General features: G+C 73.4%; 16 protein-coding genes. 10 read left to right on the forward strand and 6 right to left on the reverse strand.

Going from position 1 to position 16029, the window contains the following annotated elements; all coding sequences use genetic code 11:
• Nucleotides 1-108: 108 nt before the first annotated feature.
• The 6 genes from ACWDBB_RS30525 to ACWDBB_RS30550 all read left to right on the forward strand — a co-directional run bounded on the left by ACWDBB_RS30525 (nt 109) and on the right by ACWDBB_RS30550 (nt 5493).
• The gene (locus ACWDBB_RS30525) at nt 109-750 is read left to right on the forward strand and encodes a TetR/AcrR family transcriptional regulator (RefSeq protein WP_449792650.1); all 642 of its coding nucleotides are present in this window, start codon (nt 109-111) and stop codon (nt 748-750) included.
• 93 nt (nt 751-843) lie between these two features.
• The gene (locus tag ACWDBB_RS30530; RefSeq protein WP_449792651.1) at nt 844-1911 is read left to right on the forward strand and encodes a TIGR03617 family F420-dependent LLM class oxidoreductase; all 1068 of its coding nucleotides are present in this window, start codon (nt 844-846) and stop codon (nt 1909-1911) included.
• A gap of 231 nt (nt 1912-2142) precedes the next feature.
• Complete coding sequence (locus tag ACWDBB_RS30535; RefSeq protein ID WP_449792652.1) at nt 2143-2601, forward strand: hypothetical protein; 459 nt, start codon at nt 2143-2145, stop codon at nt 2599-2601.
• Entirely contained in the window at nt 2598-4403 is a 1806-nt protein-coding gene (locus ACWDBB_RS30540; RefSeq protein ID WP_449792653.1) for a GMC family oxidoreductase, read from the forward strand. The genes ACWDBB_RS30535 and ACWDBB_RS30540 overlap by 4 nt, the downstream gene beginning before the upstream one ends.
• Nucleotides 4400-5242, forward strand: coding sequence for a hypothetical protein (locus tag ACWDBB_RS30545; RefSeq protein ID WP_449792654.1), 843 nt, complete (start codon nt 4400-4402; stop codon nt 5240-5242). Before ACWDBB_RS30540 ends, ACWDBB_RS30545 begins: the two co-directional genes overlap by 4 nt.
• Complete coding sequence (locus ACWDBB_RS30550; RefSeq protein ID WP_449792655.1) at nt 5239-5493, forward strand: hypothetical protein; 255 nt, start codon at nt 5239-5241, stop codon at nt 5491-5493. The genes ACWDBB_RS30545 and ACWDBB_RS30550 overlap by 4 nt, the downstream gene beginning before the upstream one ends.
• A gap of 60 nt (nt 5494-5553) precedes the next feature.
• Here ACWDBB_RS30550 and ACWDBB_RS30555 read toward each other — a convergent pair whose 3' ends face one another.
• The 5 genes from ACWDBB_RS30555 to ACWDBB_RS30575 all read right to left on the reverse strand — a co-directional run bounded on the left by ACWDBB_RS30555 (nt 5554) and on the right by ACWDBB_RS30575 (nt 9916).
• Entirely contained in the window at nt 5554-6543 is a 990-nt protein-coding gene (locus tag ACWDBB_RS30555) for a bile acid:sodium symporter family protein (protein ID WP_449792667.1), read from the reverse strand.
• Nucleotides 6544-6713: 170 nt separating this feature from the next.
• Complete coding sequence (locus tag ACWDBB_RS30560) at nt 6714-7031, reverse strand: hypothetical protein (protein ID WP_449792656.1); 318 nt, start codon at nt 7029-7031, stop codon at nt 6714-6716.
• A complete protein-coding gene (locus ACWDBB_RS30565; RefSeq protein WP_449792657.1) occupies nt 7028-7915 on the reverse strand; it encodes an isocitrate lyase/PEP mutase family protein in 888 nt (295 codons plus the stop codon). Before ACWDBB_RS30565 ends, ACWDBB_RS30560 begins: the two co-directional genes overlap by 4 nt.
• A 337-nt stretch (nt 7916-8252) precedes the next feature.
• The gene (locus ACWDBB_RS30570; RefSeq protein WP_449792658.1) at nt 8253-9131 is read right to left on the reverse strand and encodes a class I SAM-dependent methyltransferase; all 879 of its coding nucleotides are present in this window, start codon (nt 9129-9131) and stop codon (nt 8253-8255) included.
• Between the two features lie 194 nt (nt 9132-9325).
• Complete coding sequence (locus tag ACWDBB_RS30575; RefSeq protein WP_449792659.1) at nt 9326-9916, reverse strand: PadR family transcriptional regulator; 591 nt, start codon at nt 9914-9916, stop codon at nt 9326-9328.
• A gap of 194 nt (nt 9917-10110) precedes the next feature.
• Between ACWDBB_RS30575 and ACWDBB_RS30580 the strand changes: the two genes are divergently transcribed.
• Entirely contained in the window at nt 10111-11529 is a 1419-nt protein-coding gene (locus ACWDBB_RS30580) for an MATE family efflux transporter (protein WP_449792660.1), read from the forward strand.
• Nucleotides 11480-12007 (forward strand): DinB family protein, encoded by a 528-nt coding sequence (locus ACWDBB_RS30585; protein ID WP_449792661.1) that lies wholly within the window; start codon nt 11480-11482, stop codon nt 12005-12007. The genes ACWDBB_RS30580 and ACWDBB_RS30585 overlap by 50 nt, the downstream gene beginning before the upstream one ends.
• A gap of 206 nt (nt 12008-12213) precedes the next feature.
• Here the strand turns inward: ACWDBB_RS30585 and ACWDBB_RS30590 are convergent, their stop codons facing one another.
• On the reverse strand, nt 12214-12390 hold the full coding sequence (locus ACWDBB_RS30590) for an antitoxin (protein WP_449792662.1): 177 nt from the start codon (nt 12388-12390) through the stop codon (nt 12214-12216).
• Nucleotides 12391-12544: 154 nt separating this feature from the next.
• Here ACWDBB_RS30590 and ACWDBB_RS30595 point away from each other — a divergent pair, with 154 nt between their 5' ends.
• On the forward strand, nt 12545-14239 hold the full coding sequence (locus ACWDBB_RS30595; RefSeq protein ID WP_449792663.1) for a M28 family peptidase: 1695 nt from the start codon (nt 12545-12547) through the stop codon (nt 14237-14239).
• Between the two features lie 280 nt (nt 14240-14519).
• On the forward strand, nt 14520-15926 hold the full coding sequence (gene lpdA / locus ACWDBB_RS30600; RefSeq protein WP_449792664.1) for a dihydrolipoyl dehydrogenase: 1407 nt from the start codon (nt 14520-14522) through the stop codon (nt 15924-15926).
• Nucleotides 15927-16029 lie beyond the last annotated feature (103 nt).

Consider the following 16029-nt stretch of genomic DNA (forward strand, 5'->3'; position numbering starts at 1 on the left):
TGGACGTTCCTCCCTCGGAAGGCTTTCCACGTTATAGGTCAGCTGTATTATGTCAAGTGTATGGAAAAGACTCCGCCGGGTGCGGGGAGAGCCGAGGAGCCGCCGCCTATGCCGAAGCAGGTCGACCACCGGGAACGCAGGGAGGCGATCGCCCGTGCGCTGTGGCGGGTCGTGGAGCGGCGCGGCGCCACCCACCTGACGATGCGCGAGGTCGCGGGGGAGGCCGGCATCTCGCTCGGGCAGCTCCAGCACTACTTCGGCTCCCGGGCGCAGATGCTCACCTTCGCGATGGACTTCGCCGCCGAACAGAGTGCGCTGCGGGTCGGCCGGGCGCTGGAAGCGCTCGGTGAGCGCCCGCACCCGCGTGAGGTGCTGCGGGCGATGCTGGTCGAGCTGCTGCCGCTGCACGCCGACGCGCGGGCGACCAGCCGGATGAGCGCCGCCTACGTGCTGGAGGCGCTGCACGACGAGGAGGTGCACGCGCGGGCGCGCGGCGGCCTGCTCCAGGGGCGGGCGATGGTCGAACAGGTGGTCCGGCAGGCGATCGCCGACGGGCACCTCGCGGCCGACCGCGACCCGGGGGTGGAGACGGACCTGCTGCTCGCGCTCACCGGGTTCACCACGCTGCTGGAGCTGGGCGTGGTCGAGCCCGCCGCCGTGCTCGCGGCCGTCGACCGGCACCTGGAGCGGCTGTTCGCTGCGCCGGGCGGCGCGGGCGGGGCTGTTGGCGGTGCCGTCGGCCGTGGGTGAGACGGCCGGTGGGCCGGCGGCCCGCCCGCGGAGCGAGCCCGGGCGTGGCACGCTACCCGGGTAGCACCGCCGTCCGCGATCAGGAGCACCGCCATGGACCGACCCGCCGCCCTCCACCTCGACGCCACCGCCTCCGGCCACCCGGCGGGGATCCTGGACGCCGCCGAGCGGGCCGAACGCCGGGGCATGGACCGGCTGGTGGTCGCCGAGACCGCGTACGACCCGTTCCTCCAGCTCGCCCGCGCGGCCGACCGGACCGAGTCGATCGAACTGGCGACCGGCATCGCGGTGGCCTTCGCCCGGACCCCGATGACGCTCGCCTACCAGGCCTGGGGGCTGCACGCCGCCTCCGGCGGACGGGCCGTCATCGGGCTGGGCTCGCAGGTCAAGCCGCACATCGAGAAGCGCTTCGGGATGCCCTGGGACCGCCCGGCCGCCCGGATGCGCGAGTACGTGCACGCGGTGCGGGCGATCTGGCACAGCTGGCAGACCGGCGAACGGCTCCGCTTCCGGGGCGAGTTCTACACCCACACCGTGATGACGCCGGTGTTCTCGCCGGACCCGGTCCCGTCCGGGGTGCCGCGGATCCTGCTCGCGGGCGTCGGACCGCTGATGACCCGGACCGCGGGGGCGGTGGCCGACGGCTTCCTGAGCCACCCGTTCTCCTCCACCGCCTACCTGACCGAGCAGGTGCTGCCCGGCCTGACCGAGGAGCGGGCCCGGGTCGAGGCGGAGGGCGCCGCGTGGACGGAGCGCCCGTTCGAGATCGTCGGCAACGTGCTCACCGCCACCGGCCGCACCGAGGAGGAGCTGGCGGCGAACCGCGCGGCCACCCGCGAGCGGCTCGCGTTCTACGCCTCCACGCCGGCCTACCGCCCGGTGCTGGCGCAGCACGGCTGGGAGGGGCTTCAGGAGGAGCTGCACACCCACTCGGTGCGCGGGCGCTGGGCGGAGATGGCCGCGCTGATCGACGACGAGGTGTTCGACACCTTCGCGGTCTGCGGTCCGGTGGAGGAGGTCGCCCGGGAGATCCACCACCGGTACGCGGGTCTGGTCACCCGGCTGTCCGTCAACCTCCCCGAGGAGGCCGACCCGGAGCTGGGCCTGGACGTCCTGGCGGCGGTACGGGCGTTGGGCCGACCGGAAGCGGACGCCGGGTGATCGTGGTGGGCGGTCGAGCGGACACCGGGTGACGAAGTCCGGGCAGATTCGCGCAATGCGTTTCCGGCGGTGAGGGCGGGCGGCAGGATCGCGGTGGTGGGCAGGGGTGTCCGGCGAGGGTCGGCGCCCCGGGGCCCGCCTCGTTCCGGGGCCTGTCGCGCCGTGCGGTCCGTCGCGCCGTACGGCCTGCCGTGCCCCGGCCACCCGTTGCCGATCGTGGGGGGTGCCCGCGTGCCCGTGTCCGACGACCGCCCGGCCGACTACCACCTGGCGGAGTGCTGGGACCCCGTTGCGAACAAGTACGTCGACGCCCTGGCCGACCTGGACGAGTTCCTGCGCGTCTGCGCCGAGCTGACCGGCTTCGACGTGCCCGAACTGCGCTCCACCGGCATGGCGGACGAGCACCACCGCACGACGCTGGCCCACCAGGTGCGCGACGAGCACGCCCTGGTCCACCTCTGGTACGTCGGCGCCTGGCCCGGCGAGGCGCCCTCCTCCGCCCGCGCCCACGACCAGGGACTGGTCTGGCGGACCTTCCACGCCGCTCCGCCGGGCGCCACCGCCCCCGGACACGGCAGCTGGGCCGCGGCACCCCGAGGGGTCGAGGACCGGGGAGGTGCCGGGGAGCACGGAGGTGCCGGGGGCCTTGAGGCCGTCGACGCACCCGACGACGGCCTCAAGGGCCGATGACCCCCCGCTGGGACGCCGTCGTGGTCGGCGCGGGCTTCGCCGGGACACTGGTCGCCCACCGCCTCGGCGCACAGGGCTGGCGGGTCCTCGTCCTGGAGGCCGGACGCGCCGCGCCCACCGGCGCCGAGGCCTCCGCCGCCCACCGCGCGGCCGGCGGCGGACCACCCGGCTCGCCCTACCCGCACAACCCCGAGGCGCCGTCACCCGACGTCACGGACCTCACCGGAAGCCCGGACGGCGGCTTCACCGCCGCCGGCCACCTTCGCCAGTACGGTCCGCTGCCCTACGCCAGCGGCTACCTGCGCGCCAACGGCGGCACCGGACTGCTCTGGACCGGGCTCACCCCACGCATGCACCCCGAGGACTTCCGCACCGGCGACCTCGGCCACGGCCGCAACTGGCCGATCGGCTACCACGACCTGGAACCCCACTATCGCGAGGCCGAACGGGAACTCGGTGTCGCCGCCGACGCCCGGGAGCAGCGCCACGCCGTCGGACTGCCCATCCCGGACGGCTACGACTTCCCGATGCGGGCGGTCCCGGCGAGCTACCTCGACCGCCGGCTGGCCCGCGCCCTCGACGGCCGCACCGTCCACGACCCCGCCGTGCCCGGCCCCGCCCGGCTCGCCGTCACCGCCACCCCGCACGCCCGCAACGGCGTGCCGACCAGGCCCGGCTCCGCCGACGGGCCGCTCTGTGCGGGCAGTGCCGGCTGCGTCCCGGCCTGCCCGAGCGGCGCCAAGTACACCCCGCTGCGCACTCAGGCCCGCTGGGCGGCCGGCGTCGAACTGCGCACGGAGGCCGTCGTCAGCCGGGTGCTGGCCGACCCGCAGACCGGGCGGGCCCGGGAGGTCGAGTACGTCGCGGGTGGCACGACCCACCGGGTGACGGCGGACCTGGTCGTCCTCGCCGCGCACGCGATCGAGAACGCCCGACTGCTGCTCCTCTCCGGTCTGGCCGAGCGCAGCGACCAGGTCGGCCGGAACCTGATGGACCACCCGGCCCTGCTCACCTGGGGGCTGATGCCCCGCCCGGTCGGCCCCTACCGCGGGCCCGGGTCCACCAGCGGCCTGGAGGTGTTCCGGTTCGGCCCCGGGCGCGCCCGCCGGGCGCCGTTCCGGATCGAGATCGGCAACTGGGGCTGGTCCTGGGCGGGCGGAGCGCCGGAGGCCGAGGCGGCGGCGCTGCTCGCGGCGGGCCTGCGCGGCAAGGAGCTGCGCGAGCGGCTCGGCGACCGGCTGGGCCGTCAGTTCTCGCTCCAGTTCGAGCTGGAGCAGCCCGCCGACCCGGCCAACCGGGTCACCCTCGACCGGGACCGGCGCGACCCGCTCGGTCTGCCGGGACCGGCCGTCCGCTACGACCTCTCGGAGTACGTCCGTGAGGGGATGGCCTCCGCCCGGGCCGTCTCCGACCAGCTGTTCGCGCTGCTCGGCGCCGAGGACCACACCGCCTACCCGGCGACCGGATGGCCGGGGCGGCTCGAACACCGGGGAACCGTCCACGGCTACCGGGGCGCCGGCCACGCGGGCGGCACCCACATCATGGGCGACTCGCCCGCGAACTCGGTGGTCGACCACTGGCAGCGCTGCTGGGACCACCCGAACCTGTACGCCGTCGGCTGCGGCTCGATGCCCTCCCTCGGCACCTCCAACCCCTCGCTCACCATGGCCGCCCTCGCGCTGCGCAGCGCCGAGCGGATGCACCGCGACCTGCTGGAGCTGCACCGCCCGGCGACCGTCCTGCCCCCCACGCCCGACACGTTGTCCTCGTCGCTCTCCTCCTCGTCCCCGGAGTCCTCATGACCGGCCTGCCGCTGCCTCCCGTACCGGAGCCGTATCACCTGCCCTTCCACTACGGGGCGCTGCACAACATCGGCGTCGACTACCTGGTCGACCGCGTGCGGGCGCGCGAGCTGCTCGCCAAGCGCCACCCCGGACTGAGCGTCGCCGCCTTCGACGGCGGGGCCTGCGTCTCGCTCAACTACCAGCTCTACTTCGCCCAGTACCCGAACGGCGGCGGCATCACCCAGGAGCTGGAGATCAACCTGATCGCCCACCCGATCTTCGCCGAGGACCGGATCCCGGTGGTCAACTACGGGCAGTACGCCCGGGGTTACGACCAGACCAAGCTGCTCGGGATCGCCCGGCTGCACGTGCTCTGCGACAACCCCCATGCCATCGACGCCGGGCGCCGGCTGTACGCCGAGCCCAAGCACCCGGGCTGGTTCGAGACCACCCTGCCCTCCCTCAACGCTCCCGCCGTGCGCGAACGCTGGTCGGTCTCCTGCCGCCGGGCCACCCTCGGGCCGGACGGACTGAGCCGCCACGACGAGGAACTCCTCGCTCTGGACGTGAACCTGATCGGCCTCACCCCAGAGTCCGTCAACAACACCCCCATCACCGGCTGCGGCACCGACGAGGAGGGCCAGCTGCTGGCCGGACCGCTCAACGTCCACCAGCCCTACCGCTACTACGCCCTGGACGACCGCACCGCCGACCGCGTCCGGCTCGACCTCGGCAACCCCGCCGAGGAGTCCGCCCGCGACCTCGCCCACCTGATCGCCGACGCGCCGGCCGCCGGAGTCTGGACCTACCAGTCCCCGCCGGTCGCCGCCCACAACCGGGCCTACTACGTCCGATGACGGCGCCGGTCTTCGCTCCGGGCGACACCGCGGTGCGGCGGGACGTCACCCACGGCCGGGTCTGGTCGGCCATGCCCTACACGGTCCTCGGGGACGACGGTGCGACCCTGACGCTGAGCGCCCGCCCGGGGACGGAGACCCTGGCCCCGGCCGCCTGGACGCTGCCGCCCGAGGCGCCGCTGCCCGTCCTCCCGGCCACCGCCCTCAGCACCCCCGTCGCCGTGGACCAGGACGGCCCGGCTGCCGGTTAGGGGTGTGCCCTGCACCGGCCCGGCGGTCTGCCCGGGGCTTCGGCCAGGCTGCGCAGGAGGTCACCCGGGCGCCGGCGGAGCGCCCGGGCCGGTGAACGCGGCCGGTGCCGCGCCGGGCGGGGCACCGGCCGTCGGTGCCCGCGACCAGCGGCCGGCGAGGACGGTGCCGACGATCAGCTGGAGCTGGTGGTAGAGCATCAGCGGCAGCACCACCAGTCCGGCCTGTGCTCCGAACAGGACGGTGGCCATCGGCAGGCCGTTGGCCAGGCTCTTCTGCGAGCCGCACAACACCGCCGCGATGGCGGACGGTCGGTCGAGGCCCAGCAGCCGCGCGCCGAGCCCGGTGGTTGCGAGGGCGGCGGCGAGCAGGGCGAGCAGCACCGCGAGCAGCCCGAGCAGGGCCAGGGGAGTCGCCAGACCCCAGAAGCCCTGGGACACCGCCGCGCTGAACGCCGTGTAGACGACCAGCAGGATCGAACCGCGATCCACCGGGGTGAGCACCCGCTTGTGTCGGGACAGCGGACCGCCGAGCCACGGACGCAGCGCCTGCCCGAGCAGGAAGGGCGCGAGCAACTGGAGCCCGATCCGCAGCAGCCCGTCGGCGGACAGTTCGGTGTGCGAACCCAGCAGCCAGGCCGCCAGCAGCGGCGTCAGCACCAGCCCCGCCAGGCTGGAGTAGGTGCCCGCGCAGATCGCCGCGGGGACGTTGCCCCCGGCGGCGCCGGTGAGCGCCACCGAGGACTGCACCGTCGAGGGCACCAGGCAGAGGAACAGCACTCCGGTCTGCAGCGGCCCGGTCAGCGGGACGGGCGTGAGCAGCGCGGTGGCCACACCGAGCAGCGGGAACAGGACGAAGGTGGCGGCCAACACCAGCCCGTGCAGTCGAAGGTGGCGCAGCCCGGCGAGCGTTTCGCGGGTGGAGAGCCGGGCGCCGTAGAGGAAGAACAGCAGCGCCACCGCGAGGTCGCAGGCCACCTCGGCGACCCGTGCCGAGCCACCCGAGGCCGGGAACAGCGCGGCCAGCCCGACCGTCCCGGCCAGCGCCGCCATGTACGGGTCCAGCCAGCGAGGCAGCAACCTGCGGGAGCGGGGCCCGGGACCGGACGGCGGCGTCGGCGTGCCTTCCCCGCGCGCCCGTTCCTGGCGCGCCCGTTCCCGGTGCCTCCGTTCCCCGCGCGCCCGGAGCCCTGGTGGCTGCTCCGGGCGCGCCAGGCGGTCGGTCACGGGCCGTCTTCCGCTGCCGGGCGGACCGTGTGCCCGGACGAGGAACCGGGCCCGATCAGTCCGCCGACCAGCGAACCCTCGCCGTCGTGGTCGCTGCCCGCGGAACCGCTGCCGTTCTGGAGGTTGGCCGTCCGGTCGACCTCCAGCCAGGAGTCGGCGTGCGAGTTGTCCACGACCGTGATCAACCCGCCACCGGCCGCCGCGGGCGACGCGGTTCCCGCGAGCAGGGCGCAGGCACCGGCCAGCCCCAGCGCGGTGGCCCGCAGCGCGGCGGCCGGCGACACCGGCGCGAGCCCGCGCAGCCCGCTGCTCATGCCGTCACCGCCATCAACCCTCGGGAGCGCGAGATGTTCCGCTCCAGCAGCTCGGTGGACTCCCGCACGCCGACCTGCTCCCGGCCCCCGGCCGGGGCCGGCAGCCGCCCGTCGGCGATCTTCAGCCCGGCCAGCGCCTCGTCCATCGCCCGGTGCGCGGCGAACAGGCACGGGGTGCTGTAGATGGCCACGTCCACCCCCAGGGCCGACAGCTCCGAGAGCGACAGCCGGGGCGACTTGCCGCCCGCGATCTGGTTGAACAGCAGGGGCTTGTCGCCGACCACCCGGCGGATCCGGCGGATCCACTCCTCGCTGCGCACGCCGTCCACCAGCACCACGTCGGCGTCGGTGGCGGCGAGCGCCCGGGCCCGGCGCAGGATGTCGTCCTCCTCGGTGGCGTCCGTGCGCGCGACCACCACCAAGTCCGTCCGGTTGGCGAGGACGAGCTCCAGCTTCTCCAGGTACTCCTCCAGCGGCAGCACCAGCTTGCCGTCCGCGTGCCCGCAGCGGCGCGGACGCTTCTGGTCCTCGAGGATCACGCCGGACGCGCCGATCCGTTCGAGCCTGCGCACGACGTGGCAGGCGACCTCCGGATCGACGTAGCCGTCGTCGATGTCGACCAGGAGGTGGTGCCGGGGGAAGGCCCCGCGCAGCCGTTCGACGAAGCCCACCATGTCGGGCCAGGCGATGAAGCCGATGTCGGGCAGCCCGTAGTAGGAGGCCGCGAAGCCGAAGCCCGAGACGAACATGCCGTCGTAGTGATCGGCCGCGATGGAGGCCGAGTACATGTCGTAGACGCCGATCAGCGGCGTCGTCCCCGGGCCCGCGATCTCCGCGCGCAGCCGCTGCCCGGGGTTGTCCGATGCCGTGTTTCCGTGGAACAAGGTCTTCTCCTCACTGGGGATGACTTTGCCTGAACTTGGTGTTCACCAGACCGAACTGAGGTGCCATCACTATGCGCCCTTTAACGTTCCGTGGGCAAATCTTTAAGAGAGATTCCCTCGTTAGGGTGAAACGGAGGCGATAATAGGAAAGGCGTAAAAATGTAAGTCCCATAAGCGAGCTGACTCGTCGGCAGTGCGGCAGGACGGGGCCGTCCACGCCAAGACGGCGCCGGGGCCCGCCCGGTGAGGGGCGGGCCCCGGCGCTGGGGTCCGGAGTGCGGTCGGGATTGTGGTCCGGTGTGGACTCAGGAGTCCAGGGGCTCAGGGGTCCAGGGGCTCAAGGGTTCGGCACCGGGGGCACGGCGCGGCGTTCGCGCAGCGTCCGGAGCATCCGCCGGGTGGCCTTGGTCGCGACCGGCGGCAGCAGCTCCAGGGCCAGCCGACGCGGGGCGGAGCGCTGGACCGGAGCCTTGACCTGGTAGTTGAGGCGCATCACCCGGGCGCCGGCGATGGTGTCCTCGTCGGCGGTGTACCCGTCGGCCCGCCAGTCGCGCTCGCGCAGGACCGCCTGGGCGGCCGCCGCGTCGCCCCAGGTGCCGTAGAACTTCATCGGGGTGAGCAGCACCGGCCGCAGCCCGCCGGTGAAGACCGCCTCCCAGACCGCGGCGGCGACGCCCGGAGTGTGCTCGGAGCGGTAGTCGTCCAGGGCGACCAGGCCGTTCTCGGAGAGCGCGGCGCGGGCCACGGCGATGTCCCCGGCGACGTGCTCGTAGAGGTGGGAGGCGTCGACGTGGACGAAGCGGCAGCTGTGCGCCCGGATCCGGCCGTCGGCCAGTACCGCGGTCGGGGCCTGCACTATCTCGGGCAGCTCGCCGTGGAAGGCGAGGTAGTTGGCCTCGAAGGCGCTGCGGGTGAGGGTCTTCCGGTAGGACATGTCCATCTCGGCGGCGTTCTCGGCGTCGCCGGCCTCGGAATCGAACAGGTCGCAGACCGTCAGCCGCTCGCCCGGCCGCAGGTGGTCGCCGAGCAGGACGGCGCTGCGGCCGAGGTAGCTACCGAGTTCCAGGATGTCGCCGGTGACGCCGGCCGAGGTCTGGGCGGACAGCAGGTGGCTGAAGGCGGCTCGGTCGAGGCTGAAGAACCAGCCGGGGATGTCGTCCCGCTTCAGCGGCGCGGAGTGGACTGCGGCCTCGACCGCGGGATCGGCAGTGGGCACGGCGGCCTCCAGGGGGACGGCGGGGCGCGGTGGCGGCTCACGCCGCGGAGGGGATGCCGAGGACGTGAGGCGGATCATCATAGCGATGCCGGGGCCGGGGGGAGCCAGGTGTGGAACGGCCCAAATCCGCTTCTTCGCTCTGCTGTTCGGCAGGGGCGTGCGCCTTTGTTCCCGCCTGCGGTTCGCCTGTCGGCCTAGTGTTCCGAGGGCTTCGGCTCCGCCGGTGTGCCGGGGGTCTCCGAGGGTGCCGCGCCGCCCGGCCTTTCCAGTTCCGCGATGGTCTCGGTCAGCCAGGCCCGCTCGGCGGCCGTGGAGGCCCGGGCGACGAGCAGCATCCCGCGCCGGAAGGGGTTCGGCTCGCGTTCGGCGGTCACCGGCCGGCCCGCCCCGTCGTGGAAGAAGCTGCTCGGTGCGTCCAGGAAGCCCAGTCGGCGGCGGAGGACGGCGGCCTGTCGGGGCGGATCGGCGAGGTGGTGCAGGAAGGCGGTGACGGTGAAGAAGCGGATCTGGTCGGTGATCTCGACCTGCTCCGGATCGGCCAGCCGGCGCAGCAGTTCGGCCCGACCCTCCGCCGTCAGCTCCAGCGTCTGCCGTGGAACGGCGCCGCTGCCCGGTTCGGTGCGCCGGAGCAGCAGCCCGGCCTTCTCCAGTCGGGCGATGGCGGGGTAGAGCGCGCCGTCGCTGACCGGCCGGACGTGGCCGGTCAGCCCGGTGATCCGGGACTTGAGCTCGTAGCCGTGCAGCGGCTGGTCGTACAGGAAGCCGAGGATCGCGAGCGTCAACACGGCTGGAGCCCTTCGGTCGGAGTGCGCCCTGTGGAGCAGCAATGTTACCTCTTGTCGATGTGCCTCTTGTCGATGTGTCTCGAAACGATGTAACTCTATTCGAGGCTACGGTGGCAGGTCGAGGCGAGCCGAGTCCGACCGGGCCGAGCAGGAGCGCCACAGCGGATGGGCGCCACAACGGAAGGGGGAGGGCCATGCGCGGACAGTCGCGCCGGCTCACGGCACTGGCGGTACCCGTCTACGCGGAGCTGTTGTCCGGGGTGGTCGCCTCGGTGATCGGCACGTTCTGGGTGGCCGGTCTCGGCGGGGCCGCGGTCGCCGCCGTCACCCTGGCCGGCACCGTGGAGAACCTGCTGCTCGGCCTGGTGCTGGTGGTCGGCTCCGGCACCAGCGTCCGGCTCTCCCACGCCCTCGGCGCCGGCGATCGGGCCGAGGCCGCCCGCACCGCCCGCGCGGCGGGGTGGCTCTGTGCGGCGGGCAGCGTGGCGCTCGCCGTCCCCGGCTTCCTGCTGCGCGACCGGCTGGCGGGTGCCTTCCCGGACGGCGAGGCCGCCGCGCACGCCGCCGGGTACTTCACCGTCGCGTTCCCGGCGTTCGCGTTCTTCTTCGGCCAACGCGTCGCCGACGAGCTGTTCAAGGGCGCCGGCGACACCCGCACCCCGATGCGGATCGCCCTTCTCTCCAACGCCCTGCTGCTCCTCCTCGACCCGCTGCTCATCCTGGGCCCGGGGCCGCTGCCCGCCCTCGGCGTGCCGGGCGCGGCCCTGGCCCTGGCCCTCTCGCGGGCGATCGCCCTCGCCGTCACCCTGAACCTGCGCCGGAGGTCACGACGATCGGCGGGGCAACCGGCGGAGCGGCGTACGGGGCCGCAGCCGCGGACCTCCGACGGAGCGGCCGGGGGAGTGGGCGCGGCAGCGGTACGGATCGTGCGCGCGGGCGCACCGTTCGGCCTGGACTTCACCGCCCGGATGGCCGTCGGAGCCGCCCAACTCGGCCTGGTCGCAGGCTTCGGCGTCGCCGCGGTGGCCGGGTACGGCCTCGGCTACCGCGTCCTGCTCGTCGTCACCATGGCCTTCTACGCGCTGCGCCAGGCCGCCGCGATCGAGGCCGCCCGCCTGGCCGGCGCGGGGGAGGGCGCCGCGCTGCGCACCCTGAGCCGGGCCACCGGCCGCCTCGCCGCACTGCTCGGCGCGGTGTCGGCCGTGCTCTCCGTGACGCTGGCCGGACCGCTGACCGCGCTCTTCACCGAGGACCGGGCGGTGGTCGCGCAGTCCGTCGGCTTCCTGCGGACGGCGGCGCTCTACCTGCTGCCGTACGCCCTGGTGGTCGCCCTCGGCGGGGTGCACCAGGCGGCGGGCGCCGGCCGACCGCTGGTGATCTCCGTGCTGCTCGGTCTCGGGGCCCAACTCGCCGCCTCGGCGGCCCTGTCCGGGCCGCTGGGAGTGTCGGGCGTGTGGCTCGGCCCGGCGGTGGGCGCGGCCGTGCAACTCGCGCTGCTCGCCGCACTGGTACGGTCCCGGTCCGAGCGGGAGACGCGCGGGGGCGTGTGCCAGAGTGGGGGCCATGGCACTCACCCCGGACGGGCGGCCGATCCCGCCCCCGCACGCCGCTGAACGCGCCATGCTGGAGAGCTGGTTGGACTTCCAGCGGGCCACCCTCGCCCGGAAGGTCGACGGGCTCGACGACCGGCAGGTACGGCTGGCGTCCGTCCCGCCGTCCACGATGACCCTGCTGGGCCTGGTGCAGCACCTCGCCGAGGTCGAACGCAACTGGTACCAGCGGGTGTTCGACGGCCGGGAGGTCCCGCCGGTGTACGGCCCGGAGAACGCGGACGGCTACGGGCTGGACCCTGCGCGCGGAATGGCCGAGGCGCTGGCGGACTGGAAGGCGGAGATCGACCGGGGCCGGGAGCTGACCGCGGACGAGTCACTGGACGCGGCCGGCGCGCTCTCCTCACAGGCCGCGGCGGTGCTCGGCGCGGACAGCGTCTCGCTGCGCTGGATCCTGGTGCACCTGATCGAGGAGTACGCCCGCCACAACGGCCACGCCGACCTGCTCCGGGAGCGCATCGACGGCGTCACCGGCGTCTGACGGCACGGGCGCCGCTCACGGGCGCCGCTCACGGACGGCGCCACCGAAGAGGCCCGACCGGGCACCGGGCCCGCGGCCCGGCCGGGCAGCCGCGCGGCGAGCGAGCAGGCCGCACGGACGCTGAACCCCGGCCCGACCGGGGCGGTCGGGCCGGGGCGGCGAGCCGGGGCGGACGGCGCCGGGCGCGGCGCCCCACGGAGTCGCTCCTACTGGGGCGGCTGGTCGCGGAACTGGTTCTTGAGCTGCTCCTGGGTGGCGTCCACCTGACCGCTGTACTTGCCTTCGGTGCGCTGGTCGAAGGCGTCGCCCGCCTTGTCGACGGCCTTGTCGGTCTGCTCCTCGTGGCCCTTCAGCAGGTTCTTGAGCTTATCCATCATGGACATCTGGTCACACTCCTGGATGAGACGCCCCCACCTCTCCAATATCCCCGGGCGCGTCGCGGTCCGCATCTCGCAAGGTCTGCGTAAAGGCTTGGCAACGGGATTCCGGTCATGTCGAATCATGACCCTCACGGCCCCGTCGGAAGGAGTTGCCTTGATGCTGCGCACCCGTCGCTCCACCTCCCCGCTCGACCGTTCCACTCCGTACGACCGTTCCACCCGGTACGACCACGACACCCCGTGCGACCACGTCACCCCGTGCGACCGCGACACCTCCCCAGGACGCCCGCGAACCGCCGTCACCCGGCGTGGCGCGGGCGCCGCCCTGACCGTCGCCGCTCTCGTCGCCCCGCTGCTGCTGGCCGGCGCCGGCAGCGCCTCGGCCGACCCGGACCCGGCGCGCAAGGGCGCCAAGCTGGCCTCCCGGCTGGTCGAGGCGAGCAGCGCCCGGGACGCGCGGGCCACGCTGGCCGCGCTCCAGCTGATCGCGGACCGCAACGGCGGTACCCGGGTGGCCGGTTCGAAGGGACACGACCAGTCGGCGCAGTACGTCTACGAGCAGGCGCGGCGGGCCGGGCTCAAGGTGTCCAAGCAGGAGTTCGTGTACACCTTCTTCGAGGCCCGCTCCGAGCACCTCGACGTGCTCTCCCCGAAGGCCGAGTCGGTGCCGGTGATCGCCATGACGTACTCGGTGAGCGGCCCGGAGGCGGGCCTGACCGCGGACCTGGCGGTCGCTCCGGTGAGTGCCACCACCGGCTGCACAGCGGCCGACTACCCGGCGGGCGCCTTCACCGGCAAGATCGCCCTGATCCGGCGCGGCGGATGCACCTTCGCCGAGAAGCAGGCCGCCGCGGCCGCCGTGGGCGCGGCCGGGGCGATCGTCTACAACAACACCGAGGGAACCCTCAACGGGACGCTCAGCGAGCCGACGGCGGGGAGGATCCCGACCGGCGGGATCACCAGGGCCGCGGGCGAGGCCCTGGCCGCCGAGGCCGCCACCGGGCCCGTCCGGGTGACGCTGGACATCCGCACCTTCATGGAGCAGCGCAGGACCTGGAACGTCCTCGCGGAGACCCGCGGCGGCGACCCCGACAACACCGTGATGGTCGGCGCGCACCTCGACTCCGTCCCCGAGGGGCCGGGCATCAACGACAACGGCTCCGGCACCGCCGGCATCCTGGAGGTCGCGAAGAACCTCAGCGTCCACCCGGTGAAGAACAAGGTCAGGTTCGCCTGGTGGTCGGCTGAGGAGTTCGGCCTCAAGGGCGCCGAGGCGTACGTGAAGTCCCTCTCCGACTCGGAGAAGAAGAAGATCAGCCTCTACCTGAACTTCGACATGATCGCCTCTCCCAACTACGCGCAGTTCGTCTACAACGGCTCGGGCAGCGCCGGCGGCGACGCGGGCCCCGAGGGCTCGGCGCAGCTGGAGCGGGACATCAACGGCTACCTGGACGGCCGGGGCCTGCCGCACGACCCGACCCTCTTCGACGGCCGCTCCGACTACGGTCCGTTCATCGACGCGGGCATCCCGGCCGGCGGCACCGACACCGGCGCCGAGAAGGTCAAGTCCCCGGAGCAGGCAGCCCGTTACGGGGGTACGGCCGGCGCCGCGTACGACGCCTGCTACCACCAGGCCTGCGACGACCTGGGCAACATCGACATGGGTGTCTTCGACGTCAACATCGACGTGATCGCGAACGCCGTCGGCACCTACGCCTGGGACCTCTCCTCGCTCCACCGGCCCGTCCCGGCCCAGCGCCAGGCCGTGAAGGCGGCGCCCGGCGCTGGCGTAACGGGTATGAGCGGAACGAGCGGCACGACCGGCGGGAGCACCCACGGGGTGACGGCCTGACCCCCGGGTGGGCCCGCCGCCGCTGCCGGCCGGCGGGCCCACCCGACCGCCGTACCCGACTGCTCCGTCCGATGCTGCTCCATCCGGGACCTCCCTCCGTCAACGCCCCTGGTGGCTGCGGGTGCGGCCACCGTAGCGGAGGCCACTGACAATCCGGCCGCGGGCCGGTACGGTGCCGCGCGGAGCGCATCCACCGAGACCCGGTGGGTGCGCGGAGCCCGGTCCTGACACCATGGGACCGAGATCACGACACGGTGACATCCTCGGAGGAGTCAGCAACATGAGCACGCACTACGACGTCGTCGTCCTCGGCGCGGGCCCCGGCGGCTACACCGCCGCCGTCCGCTCGGCCCAGCTGGGCCTGAAGGTCGCGGTCATCGAGGCCAAGTACTGGGGCGGCGTCTGCCTCAACGTCGGCTGCATCCCCTCCAAGGCCCTGCTGCGCAACGCCGAGCTCGCCCACATCTTCACCAAGGAGGCCAAGACCTTCGGCATCAAGGTCGAGGGCCAGGTGACCTTCGACTTCGGCGAGGCCTTCCGGCGCAGCCGCTCGGTGGCCGACGGCCGGGTCAAGGGCGTCCACTACCTGATGAAGAAGAACGGCATCACCGAGTACGACGGCTGGGGCACCTTCGTCGACGACCACACCCTCCAGGTCGCGCTGAGCGGCGGCGGCTTCGAGGTCGTCACCTTCGGCCACTGCATCATCGCCGCCGGAGCCACCACCCGCCTGCTGCCCGGCACCAGCCTGAGCGACCGCGTCGTCACCTACGAGGAGCAGATCCTCACCGAGCAGCTGCCGGAGAGCATCATCATCGCGGGTGCCGGCGCGATCGGCGTCGAGTTCGCCTACGTGCTGCACAACTACGGCGTGAAGGTCACCATCGTCGAGTTCCTGGACCGCGTGGTGCCGCTGGAGGACGTCGAGGTCTCCACCGAACTCGCCAAGCAGTACCGCAAGCTGGGCATCGAAGTGCTGACCTCCACCCGGGTCGAGTCGATCGACGACAGCGACCCGAACGCCAAGGTCCGCGTCACCGTCACCAAGGACGGGCAGCAGCGGGTGCTGGAGGCAGACAAGGTGCTCCAGGCGATCGGCTTCGCGCCGCGGGTCAACGGCTACGGCCTGGAGAACACCGGGGTCAAGCTCACCGACCGCAACGCCATCGCGGTGGACGGCCGCGGCCGCACCAGCGTCGAGCACATCTTCGCGATCGGCGACGTGACCGCCAAGCTGATGCTCGCGCACGCCGCCGAGACGATGGGCGTGATCGCCGCCGAGACCATCGGTGGGGCGGAGACGATGGAGGTCGACTTCGTCATGATCCCGCGCGCCACCTACTGCCAGCCGCAGATCGCCTCCTTCGGCTACACCGAGGCCCAGGCGCGCGAGCTGGGCCACGACGTCAAGGTCGCCAAGTTCCCGTTCACCGCCAACGGCAAGGCGCACGGCCTCGGCCACCCGATCGGCTTCGTCAAGGTCATCAGCGACAACGAGCACGGCGAGCTGCTCGGTGCCCACCTGATCGGTCCCGAGGTCACCGAGCTGCTGCCGGAGCTGACGCTGGCCCAGCAGTGGGACCTGACCGTCCACGAGGTCGCCCGCAACGTGCACGCCCACCCGACCCTGGGCGAGGCGGTCAAGGAGGCCATCCACGGCCTCGCCGGGCACATGATCAACATGTGACGCGGCCGTCCCGGGCAGATGCGCCGCGCCCCCGTCGAGCAGTCACCCCGTGGCAGACCCAGTTCCTGAACGGTCCGGACGTCGACAACCAGGTGGTGCAGGC

The sequence above is a fragment of the Kitasatospora sp. NPDC001095 genome, from assembly GCF_053598615.1.

What these genes read in the sequence shown, in the direction of transcription:
- ACWDBB_RS30525 (WP_449792650.1), top strand. Translation starts at nt 109, where the DNA reads ATGCCGAAGCAGGTCGACCACCGGGAACGCAGGGAGGCGATCGCCCGT.
- ACWDBB_RS30530 (WP_449792651.1), top strand. Translation starts at nt 844, where the DNA reads ATGGACCGACCCGCCGCCCTCCACCTCGACGCCACCGCCTCCGGCCAC.
- ACWDBB_RS30540 (WP_449792653.1), top strand. Translation starts at nt 2,598, where the DNA reads ATGACCCCCCGCTGGGACGCCGTCGTGGTCGGCGCGGGCTTCGCCGGG.
- ACWDBB_RS30545 (WP_449792654.1), top strand. Translation starts at nt 4,400, where the DNA reads ATGACCGGCCTGCCGCTGCCTCCCGTACCGGAGCCGTATCACCTGCCC.
- ACWDBB_RS30550 (WP_449792655.1), top strand. Translation starts at nt 5,239, where the DNA reads ATGACGGCGCCGGTCTTCGCTCCGGGCGACACCGCGGTGCGGCGGGAC.
- ACWDBB_RS30555 (WP_449792667.1), bottom strand. Translation starts at nt 6,543, where the DNA reads ATGGCGGCGCTGGCCGGGACGGTCGGGCTGGCCGCGCTGTTCCCGGCC.
- ACWDBB_RS30560 (WP_449792656.1), bottom strand. Translation starts at nt 7,031, where the DNA reads ATGAGCAGCGGGCTGCGCGGGCTCGCGCCGGTGTCGCCGGCCGCCGCG.
- ACWDBB_RS30580 (WP_449792660.1), top strand. Translation starts at nt 10,111, where the DNA reads ATGCGCGGACAGTCGCGCCGGCTCACGGCACTGGCGGTACCCGTCTAC.
- ACWDBB_RS30585 (WP_449792661.1), top strand. Translation starts at nt 11,480, where the DNA reads ATGGCACTCACCCCGGACGGGCGGCCGATCCCGCCCCCGCACGCCGCT.
- ACWDBB_RS30590 (WP_449792662.1), bottom strand. Translation starts at nt 12,390, where the DNA reads ATGTCCATGATGGATAAGCTCAAGAACCTGCTGAAGGGCCACGAGGAG.
- ACWDBB_RS30595 (WP_449792663.1), top strand. Translation starts at nt 12,545, where the DNA reads ATGCTGCGCACCCGTCGCTCCACCTCCCCGCTCGACCGTTCCACTCCG.
- lpdA (WP_449792664.1), top strand. Translation starts at nt 14,520, where the DNA reads ATGAGCACGCACTACGACGTCGTCGTCCTCGGCGCGGGCCCCGGCGGC.